At 51.8% G+C, this 19,905-nt stretch carries 21 protein-coding genes; 6 read left to right on the forward strand and 15 right to left on the reverse strand.

Translation table 11 applies throughout. The annotated features are described in order from the left end of the window. Positions 1-231: 231 nt before the first annotated feature. The 9 genes from D9741_RS00825 to exuT form a co-directional block, all read right to left on the reverse strand. Positions 232-624: a DoxX family protein gene (locus D9741_RS00825; RefSeq protein WP_135488730.1), complete on the reverse strand. Its 393-nt coding sequence runs from the start codon at positions 622-624 to the stop codon at positions 232-234. A 186-nt stretch (positions 625-810) separates the two neighbouring features. Continuing rightward, entirely contained in the window at positions 811-1,110 is a 300-nt protein-coding gene (locus D9741_RS00830) for a YqjK-like family protein (RefSeq protein WP_130218279.1), read from the reverse strand. Continuing rightward, the gene (locus tag D9741_RS00835) at positions 1,100-1,504 is read right to left on the reverse strand and encodes a phage holin family protein (protein WP_130218277.1); all 405 of its coding nucleotides are present in this window, start codon (positions 1,502-1,504) and stop codon (positions 1,100-1,102) included. The genes D9741_RS00830 and D9741_RS00835 overlap by 11 nt, the downstream gene beginning before the upstream one ends. 2 nt (positions 1,505-1,506) lie before the next feature. Next, a complete protein-coding gene (locus tag D9741_RS00840; RefSeq protein WP_130210386.1) occupies positions 1,507-1,812 on the reverse strand; it encodes a YqjD family protein in 306 nt (101 codons plus the stop codon). A gap of 37 nt (positions 1,813-1,849) precedes the next feature. Next, positions 1,850-2,218 carry a DUF1090 family protein YqjC gene (gene yqjC, locus D9741_RS00845; RefSeq protein WP_130218275.1) on the reverse strand — a complete coding sequence of 123 codons (369 nt, stop codon included), beginning with the start codon at positions 2,216-2,218 and terminating at the stop codon, positions 1,850-1,852. A 146-nt stretch (positions 2,219-2,364) separates the two neighbouring features. Then, the gene (gene mzrA / locus D9741_RS00850) at positions 2,365-2,748 is read right to left on the reverse strand and encodes an EnvZ/OmpR regulon moderator MzrA (protein ID WP_130210390.1); all 384 of its coding nucleotides are present in this window, start codon (positions 2,746-2,748) and stop codon (positions 2,365-2,367) included. Between the two features lie 3 nt (positions 2,749-2,751). Beyond that, positions 2,752-3,414 carry a DedA family general envelope maintenance protein YqjA gene (yqjA, locus tag D9741_RS00855; protein ID WP_064529586.1) on the reverse strand — a complete coding sequence of 221 codons (663 nt, stop codon included), beginning with the start codon at positions 3,412-3,414 and terminating at the stop codon, positions 2,752-2,754. A 344-nt stretch (positions 3,415-3,758) separates the two neighbouring features. Further along, a complete protein-coding gene (gene exuR / locus D9741_RS00860; RefSeq protein ID WP_064529587.1) occupies positions 3,759-4,535 on the reverse strand; it encodes a transcriptional regulator ExuR in 777 nt (258 codons plus the stop codon). Between the two features lie 129 nt (positions 4,536-4,664). Next, complete coding sequence (exuT, locus tag D9741_RS00865) at positions 4,665-5,963, reverse strand: hexuronate transporter ExuT (RefSeq protein ID WP_130218273.1); 1,299 nt, start codon at positions 5,961-5,963, stop codon at positions 4,665-4,667. Positions 5,964-6,446: 483 nt separating this feature from the next. Here exuT and uxaC point away from each other — a divergent pair, with 483 nt between their 5' ends. The 3 genes from uxaC (at position 6,447) to D9741_RS00880 (ending at position 9,995) form a co-directional block, all read left to right on the forward strand. Then, positions 6,447-7,859, forward strand: coding sequence for a glucuronate isomerase (gene uxaC / locus D9741_RS00870; protein WP_053292087.1), 1,413 nt, complete (start codon positions 6,447-6,449; stop codon positions 7,857-7,859). A 14-nt stretch (positions 7,860-7,873) separates the two neighbouring features. Beyond that, the gene (gene uxaA, locus D9741_RS00875) at positions 7,874-9,361 is read left to right on the forward strand and encodes an altronate dehydratase (RefSeq protein ID WP_130218271.1); all 1,488 of its coding nucleotides are present in this window, start codon (positions 7,874-7,876) and stop codon (positions 9,359-9,361) included. An 82-nt stretch (positions 9,362-9,443) separates the two neighbouring features. Beyond that, positions 9,444-9,995, forward strand: coding sequence for a YgjV family protein (locus D9741_RS00880; protein ID WP_130210398.1), 552 nt, complete (start codon positions 9,444-9,446; stop codon positions 9,993-9,995). A 3-nt stretch (positions 9,996-9,998) separates the two neighbouring features. Here the strand turns inward: D9741_RS00880 and sstT are convergent, their stop codons facing one another. From sstT to D9741_RS00905, 5 genes are all read right to left on the reverse strand, one after another. Beyond that, positions 9,999-11,243 carry a serine/threonine transporter SstT gene (gene sstT / locus D9741_RS00885; protein WP_130218269.1) on the reverse strand — a complete coding sequence of 415 codons (1,245 nt, stop codon included), beginning with the start codon at positions 11,241-11,243 and terminating at the stop codon, positions 9,999-10,001. Positions 11,244-11,687: 444 nt separating this feature from the next. Next, the gene (gene alx / locus D9741_RS00890) at positions 11,688-12,653 is read right to left on the reverse strand and encodes a TerC family membrane protein Alx (RefSeq protein ID WP_130218267.1); all 966 of its coding nucleotides are present in this window, start codon (positions 12,651-12,653) and stop codon (positions 11,688-11,690) included. A gap of 282 nt (positions 12,654-12,935) precedes the next feature. Next, on the reverse strand, positions 12,936-13,922 hold the full coding sequence (locus D9741_RS00895; protein WP_130218265.1) for a Gfo/Idh/MocA family oxidoreductase: 987 nt from the start codon (positions 13,920-13,922) through the stop codon (positions 12,936-12,938). A 78-nt stretch (positions 13,923-14,000) separates the two neighbouring features. Continuing rightward, positions 14,001-14,693, reverse strand: coding sequence for a vancomycin high temperature exclusion protein (locus tag D9741_RS00900; RefSeq protein ID WP_130218263.1), 693 nt, complete (start codon positions 14,691-14,693; stop codon positions 14,001-14,003). Between the two features lie 76 nt (positions 14,694-14,769). Beyond that, complete coding sequence (locus D9741_RS00905; protein ID WP_130218261.1) at positions 14,770-15,273, reverse strand: M48 family metallopeptidase; 504 nt, start codon at positions 15,271-15,273, stop codon at positions 14,770-14,772. A gap of 84 nt (positions 15,274-15,357) precedes the next feature. Here D9741_RS00905 and rlmG point away from each other — a divergent pair, with 84 nt between their 5' ends. From rlmG to higA, 3 genes are all read left to right on the forward strand, one after another. Further along, positions 15,358-16,494 (forward strand): 23S rRNA (guanine(1835)-N(2))-methyltransferase RlmG, encoded by a 1,137-nt coding sequence (gene rlmG, locus D9741_RS00910; protein ID WP_130218259.1) that lies wholly within the window; start codon positions 15,358-15,360, stop codon positions 16,492-16,494. A 283-nt stretch (positions 16,495-16,777) separates the two neighbouring features. Beyond that, the gene (higB, locus tag D9741_RS00915) at positions 16,778-17,092 is read left to right on the forward strand and encodes a type II toxin-antitoxin system toxin HigB (RefSeq protein WP_000550189.1); all 315 of its coding nucleotides are present in this window, start codon (positions 16,778-16,780) and stop codon (positions 17,090-17,092) included. Further along, on the forward strand, positions 17,089-17,505 hold the full coding sequence (higA, locus tag D9741_RS00920) for a type II toxin-antitoxin system antitoxin HigA (RefSeq protein WP_130218257.1): 417 nt from the start codon (positions 17,089-17,091) through the stop codon (positions 17,503-17,505). The genes higB and higA overlap by 4 nt, the downstream gene beginning before the upstream one ends. A gap of 44 nt (positions 17,506-17,549) precedes the next feature. Here higA and fadH read toward each other — a convergent pair whose 3' ends face one another. Then, positions 17,550-19,568: an NADPH-dependent 2,4-dienoyl-CoA reductase gene (fadH, locus tag D9741_RS00925; protein ID WP_130218255.1), complete on the reverse strand. Its 2,019-nt coding sequence runs from the start codon at positions 19,566-19,568 to the stop codon at positions 17,550-17,552. Positions 19,569-19,905 lie beyond the last annotated feature (337 nt).

The raw sequence follows: 19,905 nt of genomic DNA on the forward strand, positions 1-19,905 counted from the left end.
TAGCAAAAACGAGGAGCGCTTCTCCCCGTTTGAGACTGATGGCAAACGCAAAACTGCCTGATGCGCTATGCTTATCAGGCCTACGAGGTTCTTGCAATATATTGAATTTGCATGTTTTTGTAGGCCGGATAAGGCGTTCACGCCGCATGCGGCATGAACAACGCGCACTTTGTCAACAATCTGCAACGAGGAGTTTCCCCCTCGTTTTTTATCGCTAAGTATAGCGCGTGCTTACCACTTTTTATTCAGCAGACGGTCGATGCTATACGCGCCCGGTCCGGTAATCGCCAGCAGCAGGAATCCGCCAGAAATAGTCAGGTTTTTCATGAACATCAGTGAGTTGACGCCTTCGGCAAAGTTGCTGTGAAATAAAAACGCCGTCAACAGTGTAAAGCCAGCGGTAAACAGCGCGGTGGTGCGAGTCAGGAAACCGAACAGGATTGCCAGACCACCACCGAACTCAAGCAGGATCACCAGCGGCAGCATAAAGCCCGGGACGCCCATTGCTTCCATATATTGTTGAGTACCAGCGTAGCCAGTAATTTTTCCCCAGCCTGCGGTAACGAACAGAATCGGCATTAAAATACGCGCTACCAGTACACCAACATCTTCTAATTTTTTCATCATACTCTCCACTGCGCCACTCAGGCTGCTGATTGTTTTTTTGTGCAAGGGCGCGGTATTAGCGTCATTGCTGTCGATGGAGAGAAGCATAAACGTAGTGAATGGTGATTGTTAGCAAGGAAAACTGTCAAAAATTTTCAAAAAATTTGAGGGATAAGGCCGGAATAGTTCCGGCCAGAGAGGAAGTTAACCGCGAAGCTGTTGCTGATTGAGGGTGGTTTTAACCAGACGCCACGCACTCCAGACGCCAAAACCGCGCCTGGCCCAGCGGACCAGCATATTCGGATGGCGAATCGTCCAGATAGCCATCACGCTGCTGCCGACCAGCGCCCAGGAACGCAGGCTCAACAGCATATTCCAGCGGCGATCATAGGCACCCGTTGCCTCCAGCCAGTCACGCCGACTGGCGGAAAGATCCAACCGTTGCTGCTGGATCTGACGAAGCAGTTGTGCCTTACGTTGTTCACGTTCGACTTTACTGCTCACGGGACTCCTCCTCGAGAAGTTGTCGATCGTTTGCCAGTTCGTGACGCGTATGGCGCAGCAAGGTGGATTTGCGCGACTTGCGTAACGTCCAGATACCGCCGATGAGTGCCAGAAGCAGCAACACCACAGTGGTGGCAATCATTGCATTCAGGCGATATTGCGGATCAACTGCCCAGATAATCAGCACCATCAGGCTCATAAGACCAAATGCAGCGAAAAGCATCGTCAGGCCGAGCATCAGTAAAAGCTGAAAGATATTGGCTTTTTCTTCTTCCAGTTCAACCACCGCCAGCCGCAGACGCGTCTCCACCATTTCGACCATGATGGTGACAATTCGCTGCCCGATTCCCAGAACGCTTTTACCGGGCCCTTGCGCGTGATGAGTGTCCGCCATAATTAACGACGCGACAGCAGAACGCCCAGCACCACGCCGATGGCTGCGCCAATACCAACTCCCGCCCACGGATTCTCACGCACATATTCATCGGCACGCGCCGCCGCTTCGCGGGTTTGTTTAGCAATCGCATCACCGGTTTCACCCAGACGATAGCGACTCTGCTTCAGTGCCTGTTCCGCTTTGCTACGAATCTTACTCAGCTCTTCTTTTGACTTTTCGCCAGAGGAGCTAAGCACCTCTTCCAGCGTATCGGACAGGGATTTTAACTCAGCACGCAGGTGTTCCGTAGTGTGTTCTTTCGACATAGTTTTCTCCAGGTGAGTAAGTATTAACTATTGGGGATTAGTAGTCGCGCGCTTTCAGCTTTTTCAGCTCTTCCTGCGCTTCTGCCAGTTTCCGTTCGCGTTTAGCAATCTTATCGGCATCGCCTTTTTGTTTCGCCTCGGCTAAATCATGCTTGCGTTCTGCCACTTCATCTTTCTGCTTCGCGATTTTCTTTTGATGATCGGCACGCAACTGGTTATCTGAACAATTCGCCCGCACTTCACTAAGGGCTTTGTTCAGGCCGTTGATACGATTCTGGTTTTGATGTTTTTCGGCATAGCTGATCTCCTTAAGGATATTTTGCTCCTTTTCCTGACAAAGGGTAGTGGCATAACTACTGACACTAAGAGCAAAAAGAGAAACAGCTAAAGCGATGCGGTATTTCATTCTTGAACCTTCCATTGTGACTCGGACCCATTACAGAGGAACGATTGTCCAGACAACGAGGCGGTGGTATTAACCACCGCCTTATTAATCATAGACAGTAACGGTGAAATCACCAAAGTGAGTGATATGTTTCGGATAACAGGAAGTTATCCGAAGCGATGAGAATTGTCCCGCAGCCGGGTCAGCCATTGCATGGCCTGATTATTATCGTCCTGCTGCGCAATGATGTAGCCATGAGGCAATGTTCTGTCGAGGACCGCTTTGGCGGCGGCGCTTTGATCGCTGGAATCAAACGTAATCAACAGAGTGTCATTCTTAGGGGTGATGCTTTTGAAAGGAATTCCATGAGCATCAAGGTGATGCCAGATGGAAAAACCGTCCGGCATCGTCGTCCCTTGATGAATGGCGCGGATCGCCAGCGTGGATTCTTGTTGACGAACCGCAGACCAGGCCAGCAGCAGCGTGCCAGCCAGCAATATAGCAGCGCCGAACCAGGCTAGCTGGCGAAGCGACATGCGAGGTATTTGCATCCTTTACCCCCGATTTCCATATTTCTTTTTCCATAACACAACCAGAGAACCTGCCAGGCCGAACACCAGCAGCACCACCGGGAGCAGCATCAGGCATGACATCAGCTGGTCCTCATACTTCAAAAATACCGGCGTCTTGCCGAGCATGTAACCTAAGGTTGTCAGAATCAACACCCACAGCAGGCCACTCATCCAGTTGAAGAACTGGAAGCGGGCGTTATTCAGCCCTGACAGTCCGGCAATGGTCGGCAGTAATGTTCTGACAAATGCGATAAAGCGACCAATTAACAGCGCAGATAAACCGTGTTTATGAAAAAGATGGTGTGCGCGTTGGTGGTAGTGCGCAGGTAAATGGGATAGCCAGTTTTGTACGGTGCGGGTGTTTCCCAGCCATCGCCCCTGTATGTAGCTGACCCAGCAACCGAGGCTGGCCGCAACAGTGAGCAGCATAATAGTCTGCGGGTAACCCATTGCGCCTTTGGCAATCAATACACCGACCAACACCAGCAAGCTGTCGCCTGGTAAAAAGGCCGCTGGAAGCAAGCCGTTTTCGAGGAACAAAATCACAAACAAGACAAAATACAACATGCCAATCATCGACGGATTGGCCAGGGTTTCAAAATCCTGCGCCCACAGGGCTTGCAGCAATTGGGTCAAAAGTTCCATTCATTATTCCTGGTGAATCGGTTAACGCCACGCCGGTTTTAAATGATGCACACCCGTCAGGTTATTGCTGTTGTTGTATATATTGCGGGTCGAGACACCAATACGGCCTGAACTATTCCCTGTTAAAACGTGAGATAAGAAAACATTTAATAGCATAAATTCAAATTGAATCTAATTGTAACAAAGGTCAACGTTGTTCGTTATCAAAATTACATGTCCGTGGAGTCTGATTTTGCTGATTGCAGAGGAGGGTGGCGAGAGGATTTACACAGGCTGACACTTTATACTTTTCGCTTACTGATAAAGCGAACAGGCGCGTTGCTGCGCCTGTCAGAAATGGGAGTTTATTTGCTGCTGTTGGCCACAGTATCCAGATGAACGACAGGATTCTCGGCGAACAAATAGCGGTCGGCATTGAATTCGAAATCGTCACTGGTTTCGTTAAACAACATAATTTTGGTATTTTCCAGATGCTGCCACATTGCAAGTTTGGCGGCATGAGGATCTTTGCGTATCAACGCTTTGAGGATCTGATCGTGGTCATCACACCAGTTATCGACGGTACGGGAATCAATGTGCTCGTGCAATTTTTTCCAGTACGGGTTATGACTACGCTGGGTCCACATTTTCTCAACGATGGCAGCCAGTGCAGAGTTCTGCGTCGCTAATGCGACCTGAATATGAAACTGCAAATCCCACTCGGAATCACGGAAGCATTGTTCGCCGCGCGCCTGTTCCTGGATGGCCATCAGTTTCATGATGTCCTGTTTCGTTACCTGGGTTGCAGCAAACTCGGCAATATTGCTTTCGATAAGTTGACGTGCCTGGAGCAGTTCAAACGGACCGTAATTGGCAAATTCCATATTCGCGTCCGCCGCCTGCTGATGGCGAGGCTGGTTGGAAACCACATGAATTCCCGAGCCTTTGCGTACTTCTACATAGCCCTCGACTTCAAGCATGATGATGGCTTCACGAACCACGGTGCGGCTGACGTTTTTTTCATCAGAAATAAAACGTTCGGCGGGCAGTTTATCACCCACCAGATAGACGCCCTGCTCGATGCGCTCTTTCAGGTCAGCGGCGAGCTGTTGGTACAAACGGCGTGGTTCAGTGATTTCCATATGCGCTCCAGGCATGATACGGCAGACTATATTTGTTATACCACTTTTGCGAGCTTAGCTCTACTCGCAGTGGTGAAAAAGCCGCCTGAGAAGGCGGCTTTGAAGGGAAACTAAAACTTACATTTAGCGTTAATGTTGCGGTGCGGGATCGTTATGTGTTTCCTGCGCCACCTCAATCGCCGGTTTGTTCTGCAACACGGTCCAGATAACCAGCGCACCTAACAGGTCGAACACTGCCAGTACTGCGAACAGTGGGCTGAAGCCGATGGTGTCAGCCAGTGCACCTACAACCAGCGCAAACAGCGTACTTGCCAGCCATGCGGACATCCCGGTCAGACCGTTTGCCGTTGCCACTTCGTTACGACCAAACACGTCAGAAGAGAGGGTAATCAGCGCGCCAGACAGTGCCTGGTGAGCAAAACCACCGATACACAGCAGCATAATCGCGACATACGGGTTGGTGAACAGACCGATCATACCTGGGCCAATCATCAGTACCGCACCCAGTGTTACCACCATCTTACGGGAAACAATCAGGTTCACACCAAACCAACGCTGGAACAGTGGCGGCAGGTAACCACCGAGGATACAACCCAGGTCAGCAAACAGCATTGGCATCCAGGCAAACATCGCGATCTCTTTCAGGTTAAAGCCGTATACTTTAAACATGAACAGCGGGATCCACGCGTTGAAAGTACCCCAGGCCGGTTCAGCCAGGAAGCGCGGTAATGCGATACCCCAGAACTGACGGTTACGCAGGATCTGACCAACGGACATTTTCTTCGCCGCGCCAACCTGGTGCTGGGCTTCCTGACCATTAATAATGTAGTCACGTTCTTCATCGGTCAGATGTTTCTGGTCGCGTGGATGTTTATAGAAAATCAGCCATGCCATCGCCCAGATAAAGCTCAACGCACCGGAGATAATAAATGCCATCTGCCAGCTGTGCATGACGATCGCCCATACCACCAGCGGCGGTGCAATCATCGCACCAATTGAGGAACCAACGTTAAAGTAACCTACTGCGATGGAGCGTTCTTTCGCCGGGAACCATTCGGAACTGGCTTTCAGACCTGCAGGGATCATCGCTGCTTCTGCCGCACCTACCGCACCACGGGCAATCGCCAGACCGCCCCAGCTACCAGCCAGTGCAGTTGCGCCACAGAATACCGCCCACAACACGGCAAACATTGCGTAACCGATTTTTGTCCCCAGAACATCCAGAACATAACCCGCTACAGGTTGCATGACCGTATATGCAGCAGAATAGGCTGCGATGATGTAGGAATACTGTTGGGTGGAGATGTTTAACTCTTCCATCAGAGTTGGTGCAGCTGCCGCCACAGTGTTACGCGTCAGGTAACCGAGCACGGTGCCGAGCGTCACCAATGCGATCATGTACCAACGTAACCCTTTAATTTTACGCATGTAAAACCTCATCGTTTTGTTATATCCGCAATAAGCGCGGTCATCATCCTGCCTGGGGCAGAGGATGTTAGTTACGACCGGATGACCGAAAAAAAAACCGGTACACCCCGAACGCTGCCATGAAAGTTTCGTGCTAATTCGGCTTCCGTACCGGTCAACCCAATCCATCTAACAAATGAATGAATCGGCAATTTGCATTCCGTCGACTTATGATTCGCGACGGCAGAAAGATAACTTGTCATACAACTTTAAAAGGTGAGAGCCATCACAAATGTGGGAATATTTGTAGGGGCATTACTGGATGAGAGTGAAGCCAGAACTGGCGCGGCTTGCAGAGGGATTTACCACTTTGGGAGTAATTTTTTTAACTACGTTTATTGATCTAACTCACGAAAATATCTTCGGGCTCTGGAAATTGGTGTGATAACTTTGTCAGCATCGCACCCTAAGCAAGCTAGCTCACTCGTTGAGAGGAAGACGATAATGACTCCGTTTATGACTGAAGATTTCCTGTTAGATACTGAATTTGCCCGCCGTCTGTATCACGACTACGCAAAAGACCAGCCGATTTTCGACTACCACTGCCATTTACCGCCGCAGCAAATCGCAGAAGACTATCGCTTTAAGAATCTGTATGACATCTGGCTGAAAGGCGACCACTACAAATGGCGTGCAATGCGTACCAATGGTGTTGCTGAGCGCCTGTGTACTGGTGATGCATCTGACCGTGAGAAGTTTGATGCCTGGGCGGCGACCGTTCCGCACACGATCGGTAACCCGTTATACCACTGGACGCACCTCGAACTGCGTCGTCCGTTTGGCATCACTGGCAAACTGCTGTCTCCGTCTACTGCAGATGAAATCTGGAACGAATGTAACGAACTGCTGGCGCAGGACAAATTCTCCGCGCGCGGCATCATGCAGCAGATGAACGTGAAAATGGTCGGCACCACCGACGACCCGATCGACTCTCTGGAGCATCACGCAGAGATCGCCAAAGACGGCTCTTTCACTATTAAAGTGCTGCCGAGCTGGCGTCCGGATAAAGCCTTCAACATTGAACAGGCGACCTTTAACGACTACATGGCGAAGCTGGGTGAAGTTTCCGATACCGATATTCGTCGCTTTGCTGATCTGCAAACTGCTCTGACCAAACGTCTGGATCACTTTGCCGCTCACGGCTGTAAAGTGTCTGACCACGCGCTGGATGTGGTGATGTTTGCCGAAGCGAACGAAGCGGAACTGGATAGCATCCTGGCACGTCGTCTGGCAGGCGAAACCCTGAGTGAGCATGAAGTCGCACAGTTCAAAACTGCGGTGCTGGTATTCCTGGGCGCCGAATACGCACGTCGCGGCTGGGTACAGCAGTACCACATTGGCGCGCTGCGTAATAACAACCTGCGTCAGTTCAAACTGCTGGGGCCGGATGTCGGCTTTGACTCCATCAACGACCGTCCGATGGCGGAAGAACTGTCTAAGCTGCTGAGCAAACAGAATGAAGAAAACCTGCTGCCGAAAACCATTCTCTACTGCCTGAACCCGCGCGATAACGAAGTGCTGGGCACCATGATCGGTAACTTCCAGGGCGAAGGTATGCCGGGCAAAATGCAGTTTGGTTCCGGCTGGTGGTTTAACGATCAGAAAGACGGTATGGAACGTCAGATGACCCAACTGGCGCAGCTCGGTCTGCTGAGCCGCTTTGTCGGTATGCTGACTGACAGCCGTAGCTTCCTGTCATATACCCGTCACGAATACTTCCGCCGCATTCTGTGCCAGATGATTGGCCGCTGGGTGGAAGCGGGCGAAGCACCGGCGGACATCAACCTGCTGGGCGAGATGGTGAAAAATATTTGCTTTAACAATGCGCGTGACTACTTCGCCATTGAACTGAACTAAGGTCTGGGGTTGATATGCAATACATCAAGATCCATGCGCTGGATAACGTCGCGGTCGCTTTAGCGGATTTGGCTGAAGGCACAGAAATCAGTGTCGATAACCAGACCGTAACGCTGCGCCAGGATGTTGCTCGTGGACATAAATTTGCGTTAACGGATATCGCAAAAGGGGCCAACGTCATCAAATATGGCCTGCCGATTGGTTATGCATTGGCGGATATTGCGGCGGGGGAACACGTTCACGCCCACAATACGCGCACGAATCTGAGCGATCTGGATCAGTATCGCTATCAACCTGATTTTCAGGATCTGCCTGCGCAAGCGGCAGATCGTGAAGTGCAGATCTATCGTCGCGCTAACGGTGATGTCGGGGTGCGTAACGAGTTGTGGATCCTGCCGACCGTGGGCTGCGTTAACGGCATCGCGCGACAGATCCAGAACCGTTTTTTGAAAGAGACGAACAACGCTGAAGGTACCGACGGCGTGTTCCTCTTCAGCCACACCTACGGCTGCTCGCAGCTGGGCGACGATCACATTAATACCCGCACCATGCTGCAAAACATGGTGCGTCATCCGAACGCAGGCGCCGTGTTGGTCATTGGTCTGGGCTGTGAAAACAACCAGGTTGATGCTTTCCGTGAAACGCTGGGCGATATCGATCCTGAACGCGTTCATTTCATGATCTGCCAACAGCAGGATGATGAGATTGAAGCCGGGATCGAGCATTTGCATCAGTTGTATAATGTCATGCGCAATGACAAGCGCGAGCCGGGCAAACTTAGCGAACTGAAGTTTGGTCTGGAGTGTGGCGGTTCTGACGGTCTTTCCGGTATTACTGCTAACCCAATGCTGGGGCGTTTCTCTGATTACGTCATCGCTAACGGCGGCACTACCGTGCTGACCGAAGTACCGGAGATGTTTGGTGCAGAGCAGTTACTGATGGACCATTGTCGCGATGAAGCGACGTTTGAAAAACTGGTCACCATGGTCAACGACTTCAAACAGTACTTTATTGCCCATGACCAGCCGATCTACGAAAACCCATCGCCGGGGAACAAAGCGGGTGGTATCACCACGCTGGAAGATAAATCTCTCGGCTGTACGCAGAAAGCGGGCTCCAGCCAGGTGGTAGACGTGCTGCGCTACGGCGAACGTTTGAAAACACCAGGGCTGAACCTGTTAAGTGCACCGGGTAACGATGCCGTAGCGACCAGCGCCCTGGCGGGTGCGGGCTGCCACATGGTGCTGTTTAGTACCGGTCGCGGCACGCCGTACGGCGGATTTGTACCGACGGTGAAAATCGCCACCAACAGCGAACTGGCAGCGAAGAAAAAACACTGGATCGACTTTGACGCGGGTCAGCTGATCCACGGTAAAGCGATGCCGCAGTTGCTGGAAGAATTTATCGATACCATTGTTGAGTTTGCCAACGGTAAGCAAACCTGTAACGAGCGTAACGACTTCCGCGAACTGGCGATCTTCAAAAGCGGCGTAACGCTATAAAGTCGAAATGAGTTGTTAATAAAAAACGGCGTTTCATAATGTGAAGCGCCGTTTGCTTTTCCATACCTGCTAAGGATTTATCATGACCGCGTATTGGCTGGCCCAGGGCGTGGGTGTCATCGCCTTTCTGATTGGTATTACAACATTCTTCAACCGCGATGAACGTCGCTTCAAAATTCAGCTTTCCATCTATAGCGTATTTATCGGCATACATTTTTTCCTGATGGGCGTCTTCCCGGCGGGGGCCAGCTCAATCCTCAATGCTATCCGTACGTTAATTACTCTGCGTACCCGTAGTTTATGGATAATGGCGATCTTCATCGTGCTGACGGGAGGAGTTGGTCTGGCGAAGTTCCATCATCCGATGGAGCTGCTGCCGGTCATTGGCACGATTGTCAGTACCTGGGCGCTATTTCGCTTTAAAGGACTGACCATGCGCTGCGTGATGTGGTTTTCTACTTGTTGCTGGTTAACTCACAACATTTGGGCCGGGTCGATAGGCGGCACAATGATTGAAGGCAGTTTTCTGCTGATGAATGGCCTGAATATCATTCGTTTCTGGCGTATGCAGAGAAGGGGAATTGATCCGTTTAAAGTGGAGAAAACCCCTTCCGCCGTAGACGAAAGGGGCTAAGTATTAGTTACGCAGGGCGCTATTTGCCAGACGATCGTCTTCCGCCTGGCACGCCGCTGCGGTGAACAGCACGTCAGTTGAAGAGTTCAGCGCGGTTTCGCAGGAGTCCTGCAATACGCCGATGATAAAGCCGACGGCAACCACCTGCATGGCGATATCGTTCGGAATACCGAACATATTACAGGCCAGCGGGATCAGCAGCAGAGAACCACCTGCCACGCCGGAAGCACCACAGGCGCACAGAGAAGCAACTACGCTCAACAGCAGCGCTGTGGGCAGATCCACCGGAATACCCAGCGTATTAACCGCAGCCAGCGTCAACACGGTAATGGTGATTGCTGCGCCCGCCATATTGATGGTGGCACCGAGCGGAATAGAAACGGAATAGGTATCGCGATCCAGATTCAGCTTTTCACACAATGCCATGTTTACCGGAATATTCGCCGCCGAGCTACGGGTGAAAAAGGCGTATACACCGCTTTCGCGCAGGCACAGCAGTACCAGCGGGAACGGGTTACGACGAATTTTCCACCACACCAGCAATGGGTTGACCACCAGCGCCACCAGCAACATACAGCCAACCAGCACGACCAGCAGTTGCGCGTAGCCCCACAGTGTGGAGAAACCAGTGGTTGCCAGCGTAGAAGAAACCAGACCAAAAATACCGATTGGTGCGAAACGAATCACCAGTTTCACCATAAAGGTAACGGCATTCGACATATCGTTGACCAGGTTTTTGGTGGTTTCGTTACCGTGACGCAGAGCGAAACCAAGGCCAATGGCCCACACCAGAATCCCGATGTAGTTACCTTTCAGCAGGGCGTCGATGGGGTTGGAAACCATGCTCAACACCAGCCCACGCATCACTTCCACGATGCCTGACGGCGGCGAAATATCGCCCGCGCTACTGGACAAATGCAGGGTAGAAGGGAAGGCGAAGCTGAAGACAACCGCAGCCAGCGCGGCAGAGAAAGTACCCAGCAGATAGAGGAACAAAATAGGGCGGATATTGGTTTTCTGCCCGTGCTGGTGGTTAGCGATGGAAGCCATTACCAGCATCAGCACCAGAATTGGCGCTACAGCTTTCAATGCACCAACGAACAAAGTGCCTAACAGACCGACAGCTTCAGCCGCCGGTTTTGAGATCCATGCCAGGAGAATCCCCAGAACAAGGCCGACCAGGATTTGTTTTACCAGGCTGCCATGAGCCAGACGCCGGAATAGCCCCGGTGAACGTTGCGTAGTCATTTTTCGATCCTTTCATTGTGTTGTCGCACATCCCTGGTGCGTTCTGTCGACGCATCTTTCAGGATGTAACAAAGTGTTTGCAAGGTCGAGTATAAGGAAAGTTACAGCTTCGGGAAGCGAAAAATGCTGGATTTTAAAGAGAGGTCATATTTTGCAACTTAATGGTTACATTTATTTGACATAAACAGAAGGAAGGACTGGCTACTAAGGCTGATTAGATAACATATGGGCAAAACTATTTGGAATATGAGAACGGTTGCGCTCCTTTAATGTGCTATGCCATATAAAGTCACTGGCGCGGGGAGCGCGCAGGGGGCGGCCAATCGCTACCGCCCCCTGCACCCGTGCGGTCTTTTTGTAAAGAGCTATAAGTCGGTTACATACTTAATAGCTCATCTATGTCTGGAATGAGTTATCACCCTTAGTGGCTTAACATACAGCGAATTATTCCACCCGCTGCTTATCATGCCGATAATTCACCCACGCGTTGATAATAAATGTCATCACCAGAATGCCAAACACCACGCCCAGCGAAACGGCGATCGGAATATGGTAGAAGTCGACAATCAGCATCTTGATACCGATAAACACCAGAATCACCGCCAGACCATATTTGAGCATCGAGAAACGCTCCGCTACGCCCGCCAGCAGGAAATACATTGCACGCAGGCCGAGGATCGCAAACAGGTTTGAGGTCAGCACAATAAACGGATCGGTAGTCACGGCGAAGATAGCTGGAATGCTATCCACGGCGAAAATCACGTCGCTCAACTCCACCAGAATCAGCACCAGCATCAGCGGCGTGGCATACAACAAGCCATTCTTACGCACAAAGAAATGCTCGTTGTCGATGGTGTCGGTCATACGCAAATGACCGCGCAGCCAGCGCACCAACGGCTTGTCGCCAATCCCTGATTCATCTTCATGGGCGAGCGCCATCTTCACGCCAGTAAACAGCAGGAAGGCACCGAAGATATACAGGATCCAGTCGAACTGCGAAATCAGCCAACTACCGGTGAAGATCATGATGGTACGCAGAACAATCGCCCCGAGCACGCCATACACCAGCACGCGCCGTTGTAACGCCGCCGGAACAGAGAAATAGCTGAACAACATCAGCCAGACAAAGACGTTATCGACCGCCAGCGATTTCTCAATCAGATAACCGGTGAGGAAGGCCAGTGCCTGCGGGTCCGCGACTTCGCGCCCTTGCGTCTGGACTAAATACCACCAGAAAGCGGCGTTAAACAGTAACGAAAGGGTCACCCACACCAGCGACCAGGCCGCAGCCTGTTTCATGGTCATGGCATGCGCGCCACGACGCCCCTGCAACAACAGGTCGATAGCCAGCATAATGGCGACAACAACAGCGAATCCGCCCCATAGCAACGGCGTGCCGACAGTATTCATAGAAGTTCCTTACACATAAAAAAACGGCCAACGTCGGAAGACGTCAGCCGCTGCTTTTTATGCATAGACCTCGCCTTCCGGCAAGGTCTCACTTACAACAAAAAAGGAATACGTCTGCGTATTCCTTTCGGGTTGCCCGGTGACCGGATGTGTTTTTTCACACATCGTAATGACGATCGACCGGCAATGAAGTTACTCCCCTTTGCAGGTAACAAAGTATGACAGACCATTCATCCAGTCAATGGTCTGTTACATGCCTTTTACACTGCTTTACGGTAACCATTATTGCTTTACGCTATCTGCCGGAAAAATCACCCCAGTCTGGCGGCGGATCTCGGTCAGCAGTTTGGCAGTGATGCGACTGACCGCCAGCCCCGGATGATTAATCAGATGCTCATCCACCAGTTCAGCAAACAGTTCTGCTTCGTAGAGCATGGTATTAATATGCTGTGGCTGAGTGAGATCCTGCATCTGGCTGCCGCGCGGTACAAAGCAGACTTTCTGGCATTCAGAGAGTTTTTCAATCACCAGCGATCCTGCTTCGCCCTGAATCTCGCTCGCCAGGACAGAATCACTGACTTTTGAGTGCTGCAACGTAACGCTGAAATCACCGTAATCCATCACCACCACGCCGTGGGCATCTACGCCACTTGCCAGCAAACTGGCGGTTGCCTGCACGCTTTTCGGTTCGCCGAATAATGCCACCGCCGACGCCAGGCAGTAAAAGCCGATATCCATAATCGAACCGTTAGAGAACGCCGGATTGAAGGTGTTGGGATTCTCACCATCCAGATAACGTTGATAACGCGAGGAATACTGGCAGTAGTTGAAAAAGACTTTCCGCAGTTTGCCGACTTTTGGCAGCGCCTGGCGTAACAGATGAAAGTTAGGCAGGCAGGCCGTTTTAAATGCTTCAAACAGCACCACCTGATTTTCCCGCGCACAGGCAATGGCCGCATCCACTTCCGCCAAATTCGACGCCAGTGGTTTCTCGCAAATCACATGGATTTTGTGGCTCAGAAAAAGCTGCGTCTGGGAAAAGTGCAGGGCATTCGGGCTGGCAATATACACCGCGTCAATGGCATCGCTTTCCGCCATCGCTTCCAGCGACGTAAACAGATGCTCGACAGAAAACTCATTGGCGAAGTGCTGGGCCTGTTCAAGGCTGCGGGAATAGACGGCGGTTAACTTATATTTACCGCTCTCATGTGCGGCCTCCACGAACTGGTGAGTGATCCAGTTCGTACCAATCACAGCGAAACGTATCATAACGCGTGGATACTCCATAAAGGGATTCTGCCGTCAATGTAGCACGCCTTTTTCATCTTCGACGTGCGCGGATACGCATTATTTCTGCGCCGGACAACCATGCTCACTAAACGGACCAATCATGACCGACGGCCCGAGATATTTTGGCTGGCGATGGAGGATTTTTGCGTCTATCACCGCTCTAACCCTGGCGAGTTTCTCCCGCAGCTGAGTATACAAACCGTGCTTCATATTCAGGTCTGGCGCGTTAAACCCGATAGCATCGATGCCGTACTGTTTTGCCAGCCAGATGGCGCGTTGGTTATGAAATTCCTGCGAGATAATGGTGATATGGCTTTCCCCAAACACTTTATTGGCACGTACCACTGAATCAAGCGTTGAGAATCCGGCATAGTCACAGAAGATCACTTTTGCCGGTACGCCCTTAGCGATCAAAGCCTGCTGCATGCCTGATGCTTCATCGTAATTTTTACGTCCGTTATCGCCACTGACCAGCAACCATTTCACTTTTCCTGCGTGGTACAACTCTGCGGCGGTATCAATACGTCGGGTAAAGTAGCGATTACCTGGCCTTGCTCCCAACAATAAACCCACGTTACGTGCCGGAATAGCGTTGATGTCACTCCAGGTGAGTTGTTGGCTGGCGTTGACCATTGCCCGATCGGCGATAAAAATCGTCGCGCCTGCCACAATCAACAGAAAACAGGCAATTTTTGGAGTCCGGCGAGAAAAACAAATGCGGCGAAGAAGGCGGGCAAATGCGCGCAGCATGGTCGTTATCCTTAACGATAGAGGGGAGGTCGATTTTAGGCGCTAAAGGAGGAAAAGATAGCGCCTGCGATCATTTTCAGATTTTGTCCTGTCCCAACGACAACTGCGTTAACCACAGGCGAGTGTCGAACTCAAGCTGGTGGTATTGCGGTTCCATATGGCAGCACAACTGGTAGAACGCTTTGTTATGTTCTTTCTCTTTCAGATGCGCCAGCTCGTGCACCACAATCATGCGCAAAAACGGTTCTGGCGCGTTGCGAAACACGGTGGCGACGCGGATCTCCGCCTTCGCTTTCAGCTTGCCACCCTGCACACGTGAAACAGCGGTATGTAATCCGAGCGCATTTTTCAGCACGTGGATCTTATTGTCATACATCACTTTATTGATCGGTGGGGCATTGCGCAGAAACTGATTTTTTAGATCCTGGGTATATTGCCAGAGGGCTTTATCGGTGGCGTAGTTGTGCGTTCCCGGATAGCGTTTTGCCAGCACATCGCCCAGACGCTGTTCATTAATCAGCGTGCGCACCTGGGAAAGCAGCTGCTCGGGATAACCCTGAAGATAAGTAAGATTGCTCATAACCGCCCACGAAAAAGAGAAAAAGGGTATACTCACGCACCCTTTTCAGGGGCAACGTCGAAATTTTATCATTCAGGAGGGCCGATGAGCCACTTAGACAACGGTTTCCGTTCACTGACACTACAACGTTTTCCGGCGACGGATGACGTTAACCCGCTACAGGCGTGGGAAGCGGCGGATGAATATTTGCTGCAACAGTTGGACGATACAGAAATCCGCGGCCCGGTGTTAATCCTGAATGATGCCTTTGGTGCGTTAAGTTGTGCGCTGGCGGAACATAAGCCGTACAGCATTGGCGATTCGTACATCAGCGAACTGGCCACGCGCGAGAATTTACGCCTCAACGGCATTGATGAGTCGAGCGTGAAGTTCCTCGACAGCACCGCCGACTACCCGCAACAGCCGGGCGTAGTGCTGATCAAAGTACCGAAAACACTGGCATTGCTGGAACAGCAACTGCGCGCACTGCGCAAAGTGGTCACGCCGGAAACACGCATTATTGCCGGTGCCAAAGCCCGTGACATTCACACCTCCACGCTGGAACTGTTCGAAAAAGTGCTCGGCCCGACCACCACCACGCTGGCATGGAAAAAAGCGCGCCTGATTAATTGCACTTTCAATGAACCGCCGCTGGCCGATGCGCCGCAGACCGTTAGCTGGAAGCTGGAAGGTACTGACTGGACTATCCACAACCATGCGAATGTCTTTTCCCGCACCGGGCTTGATATTGGCGCGCGCTTCTTTATGCAGCATCTGCCGGAGAATCTCGAAGGTGAGATTGTCGATCTCGGCTGTGGTAACGGCGTTATTGGCCTGACACTGCTTGATAAAAACCCGCAGGCGAAAGTGGTGTTTGTCGATGAATCACCGATGGCGGTTGCTTCCAGCCGTTTGAACGTTGAAACCAACATGCCAGAGGCGTTGGATCGCTGCGAATTTATGATCAACAACGCGCTCTCCGGCGTGGAGCCTTTCCGTTTTAGTGCTGTGCTCTGCAACCCGCCGTTTCACCAACAACATGCGCTGACCGATAACGTCGCCTGGGAGATGTTCCACCACGCCCGCCGCTGCCTGAAAATCAACGGCGAGCTGTATATCGTTGCCAACCGTCACCTGGATTACTTCCACAAACTGAAGAAAATTTTCGGCAACTGCACCACTATTGCGACGAATAATAAATTTGTGGTGCTGAAAGCGGTGAAGCTGGGGCGCCGTCGATAAGATTGGCAGCTACCTGCCAGATAAGGCGTAAACGCCTTATCTGGCCTACGTTCAGCACGTTACCCCCAGGTCGGATAAGACGCGGCAAGCGTCGCATCCGGCAATGTCTGCCCAGTTCTGGAATCACGCTTCCATAAAACAAAAATCCCAGTCGCCATCCTCTGTATTCTCTTGTTTAGCGTTGTTCTACGTTTATTCTTCCGTCACGCAGATAAATTCATCCGTTGCCAATCTGTCAACGGATGTTATCATATTGCCAATTTGTCAACGGACGTGATGAAGAATGCACCTGATAACTCAAAAAGCATTGAAAGATGCTGCGGAAAAATACCCGCAACATAAAACGGAGTTGGTGGCTCTGGGGAACACGATTGCTAAGGGATATTTCAAAAAACCTGAGTCATTAAAAGCTGTATTCCCATCTCTGGATAACTTCAAATATCTGGATAAGCATTATGTTTTCAATGTCGGGGGCAATGAATTACGTGTTGTAGCAATGGTCTTTTTTGAATCGCAAAAGTGCTACATACGTGAAGTTATGACGCATAAAGAATACGATTTCTTTACCGCCGTTCATCGTACTAAGGGGAAAAAATGATTGCGATTGCCGACATCTTGCAAGCAGGAGAAAAACTAACTGCTGTGGCACCTTTTCTGGCGGGTATCCAGAACGAAGAACAATACGCCCAGGCGCTGGAACTGGTCGATCATCTGCTGCTCAACGATCCTGAAAACCCCTTGCTGGATCTGGTGTGTGCCAAAATAACCGCGTGGGAAGAATCAGCGCCCGAATTTGCTGAATTTAATGCGATGGCTCAAGCCATGCCTGGCGGTGTTGCTGTGATTCGTACACTGATGGATCAATACGGTTTAACCCTTTCTGATCTGCCGGAAATTGGCAGTAAATCGATGGTGTCACGTGTTTTGAACGGGAAGAGAAAATTAACGCTGGAACACGCTAAAAAACTGGCAGCGCGATTCGACATTTCCCCTGCATTGTTTATTGATTAACGCGACGTGCCGGATGCGTCGCATCCGGTACTTCAATGCACGATTTAAATCTCCAGCGCCAGCCGTGTTCCCTGGGCAATTGCACGTCGTGCGTCCAGCTCCATAGCCACATCGCAGCCGCCAATTAAATGCACAGTTTTCCCGCTATCAATCAGCGGTTGCGCCAACGCGCGGTTTGGCTCTTGCCCTGCGCAGATCACCACATTGTCCACGGCTAATATCTGCGTTTCGCCGTTGATCACCACATGCAGCCCGTCATCGTCGATCTTCTGATAACTTACGCCTGGGATCATTTTCACGCCGCGCGAGAGTAGGGTGGTGCGATGGATCCAGCCCGTAGTTTTGCCCAACCCTTGTCCTGGTTTGCTGGCTTTGCGCTGGAGCATCACAATCTGCCGTGGGCTACGAGGGATCTGCATTCCCTGCGGGCTTAAGCCACCAGACTGTTGTAGGCTACTGTCGATCCCCCATTCATTACAGAACCCGGCGATATTCTGGCTGGTGGATTCGCCCGGCTGACTCAAATACATCGCCGTATCAAAACCAATCCCACCACAACCGACGATGGCAACTTTGTTGCCCACCGGCGCTTTGTCGCGCAGGACATCGAGATAACTCAATACCTTCGGATGATCGATCCCGTCGATAGGCGGAACGCGTGGCACGATCCCACTGGCGAGGATTGTTTCATCGAACGCCTGTAACTGATCCGCCGTCACGCTGTGATTGAGTTTTAGCGTCACGCCCGTCACTTCGATCATCCGGCGGTAATAGCGCAGCGTTTCGTAAAACTCCTCTTTGCCTGGGATCTGTTTGGCGATATTAAACTGCCCGCCGATCTCGCTGTGCGCATCAAACAATGTTACCTGATGCCCACGCGCCGCCGCGTTAATGGCAAACGCCAGCCCAGCTGGTCCCGCACCGACCACCGCCAGATTTTTTTTCTGCATGGCGGGAAGGATCGGCATTTTGGTTTCATGGCAGGCACGAGGATTCACCAGGCACGAGGTGACTTTGCCAACGAAGATCTGATCGAGGCAGGCCTGGTTGCAGCCAATGCAGGTGTTGATCTCATCGGCTCGCCCCGATTGCGCTTTTGACAGTAGCTCCGCATCAGCAAGAAACGGTCGTGCCATCGACACCATATCGGCATCGCCGCGCGAGAGAATGTCGTCGGCAACCTGCGGATCGTTAATTCGGTTGGTGGTCACCAGCGGCAGCGAAACGTGGCCTTTCAGTTTGCGCGTGACCCAGCTAAATGCGCCGCGCGGCACGGGCGTGGCGATGGTCGGAATCCGCGCTTCATGCCAGCCAATGCCAGTGTTGATAATGGTCGCGCCCGCCGCTTCAATGGCCTGCGCCAGCTCTACCGTTTCTGCAAAAGTCCCGCCGCCTTCTACCAGGTCGAGCATCGACAGCCGGTAGATAATAATGAAGTCGTTGCCAACGCGTTCGCGCACCGCACGCACTACTTCTACGGCAAATCGCATCCGGTTGCGGTAATCGCCGCCCCACTGGTCGCTACGCTGATTGGTGCGCAGTGTCAGAAATTCGTTGATCAAATAGCCTTCGGAACCCATCACTTCTACGCCATCGTATCCGGCCTCCCGCGCCAGTTGCGCGCAGCGGGCGAAATCGTCGATCAGTTGCAGGATCTCTTCATGGGTGAGTTCATGAGGAACGAAACGGTTGATGGGGGCCTGCAACGCGGAGGGCGCTACCAGATGCGGCTGGTAGCTGTAGCGTCCGGTATGCAAAATTTGTAGGGCGATTTTGCCGCCTTCCTGATGTACGGCTTCGGTAATGGTGCGATGGTGTGGGATCTGGCTGGCGTCGTTGAGCATTGCGCCACCTTCCATGCCAACGCCTGTTAAATCTGGTGCGATACCGCCGCTGACAATCAACGCCACGCCGTGACGGGCGCGTTCAGCATAAAACGCCGCCAGCCGCTCGGCACCATCCGGGTATTCCTCCAGCCCGGTGTGCATTGAGCCCATCAGCACGCGGTTTTTTAACGTGGTAAAACTTAAATCAAGCGGGGCGAACAGCGACGGGTAGCTCATAAAATTGTCCAGTATGTAAAATAATTGTTATGTGGTCGGATGAGTTCTAATTTAGCCGTCGTCGGGGAAAAGGGAAAAGGGGAATGCGGGGTTTGTGATGGGATTCAAAAAGAATACGCCCGGTGGTAACGCCGGATGCGACGCTTGCCGCGTCTTATCCGGCCTGGGGGATTGCACATGTAGGGCGGATAAGGCGTTCACGCCGCATCCGCCAGTAGCGCGGTGCAATTGCCGGATGCGACGCTTGACGCGTCTTATCCGGCCTACGGGAGCGTACATGTAGGGTGGATAAGGCGTTCACGCCGCATCCGCCAGTGGCGCGGTGCAATTGCCAGAT

The sequence above is a fragment of the Escherichia sp. E14V7 genome (assembly GCF_004212225.1).
Lineage (GTDB): Bacteria > Pseudomonadota > Gammaproteobacteria > Enterobacterales > Enterobacteriaceae > Escherichia.

Coding starts and splice junctions, on each gene's coding strand:
- D9741_RS00825 (WP_135488730.1), bottom strand. CDS start 624: ATGAAAAAATTAGAAGATGTTGGTGTACTGGTAGCGCGTATTTTAATG.
- D9741_RS00835 (WP_130218277.1), bottom strand. CDS start 1,504: ATGGCGGACACTCATCACGCGCAAGGGCCCGGTAAAAGCGTTCTGGGA.
- D9741_RS00840 (WP_130210386.1), bottom strand. CDS start 1,812: ATGTCGAAAGAACACACTACGGAACACCTGCGTGCTGAGTTAAAATCC.
- yqjC (WP_130218275.1), bottom strand. CDS start 2,218: ATGAAATACCGCATCGCTTTAGCTGTTTCTCTTTTTGCTCTTAGTGTC.
- mzrA (WP_130210390.1), bottom strand. CDS start 2,748: ATGCAAATACCTCGCATGTCGCTTCGCCAGCTAGCCTGGTTCGGCGCT.
- yqjA (WP_064529586.1), bottom strand. CDS start 3,414: ATGGAACTTTTGACCCAATTGCTGCAAGCCCTGTGGGCGCAGGATTTT.
- exuR (WP_064529587.1), bottom strand. CDS start 4,535: ATGGAAATCACTGAACCACGCCGTTTGTACCAACAGCTCGCCGCTGAC.
- exuT (WP_130218273.1), bottom strand. CDS start 5,963: ATGCGTAAAATTAAAGGGTTACGTTGGTACATGATCGCATTGGTGACG.
- uxaC (WP_053292087.1), top strand. CDS start 6,447: ATGACTCCGTTTATGACTGAAGATTTCCTGTTAGATACTGAATTTGCC.
- uxaA (WP_130218271.1), top strand. CDS start 7,874: ATGCAATACATCAAGATCCATGCGCTGGATAACGTCGCGGTCGCTTTA.
- D9741_RS00880 (WP_130210398.1), top strand. CDS start 9,444: ATGACCGCGTATTGGCTGGCCCAGGGCGTGGGTGTCATCGCCTTTCTG.
- sstT (WP_130218269.1), bottom strand. CDS start 11,243: ATGACTACGCAACGTTCACCGGGGCTATTCCGGCGTCTGGCTCATGGC.
- alx (WP_130218267.1), bottom strand. CDS start 12,653: ATGAATACTGTCGGCACGCCGTTGCTATGGGGCGGATTCGCTGTTGTT.
- D9741_RS00895 (WP_130218265.1), bottom strand. CDS start 13,922: ATGATACGTTTCGCTGTGATTGGTACGAACTGGATCACTCACCAGTTC.
- D9741_RS00900 (WP_130218263.1), bottom strand. CDS start 14,693: ATGCTGCGCGCATTTGCCCGCCTTCTTCGCCGCATTTGTTTTTCTCGC.
- D9741_RS00905 (WP_130218261.1), bottom strand. CDS start 15,273: ATGAGCAATCTTACTTATCTTCAGGGTTATCCCGAGCAGCTGCTTTCC.
- rlmG (WP_130218259.1), top strand. CDS start 15,358: ATGAGCCACTTAGACAACGGTTTCCGTTCACTGACACTACAACGTTTT.
- higB (WP_000550189.1), top strand. CDS start 16,778: ATGCACCTGATAACTCAAAAAGCATTGAAAGATGCTGCGGAAAAATAC.
- higA (WP_130218257.1), top strand. CDS start 17,089: ATGATTGCGATTGCCGACATCTTGCAAGCAGGAGAAAAACTAACTGCT.
- fadH (WP_130218255.1), bottom strand. CDS start 19,568: ATGAGCTACCCGTCGCTGTTCGCCCCGCTTGATTTAAGTTTTACCACG.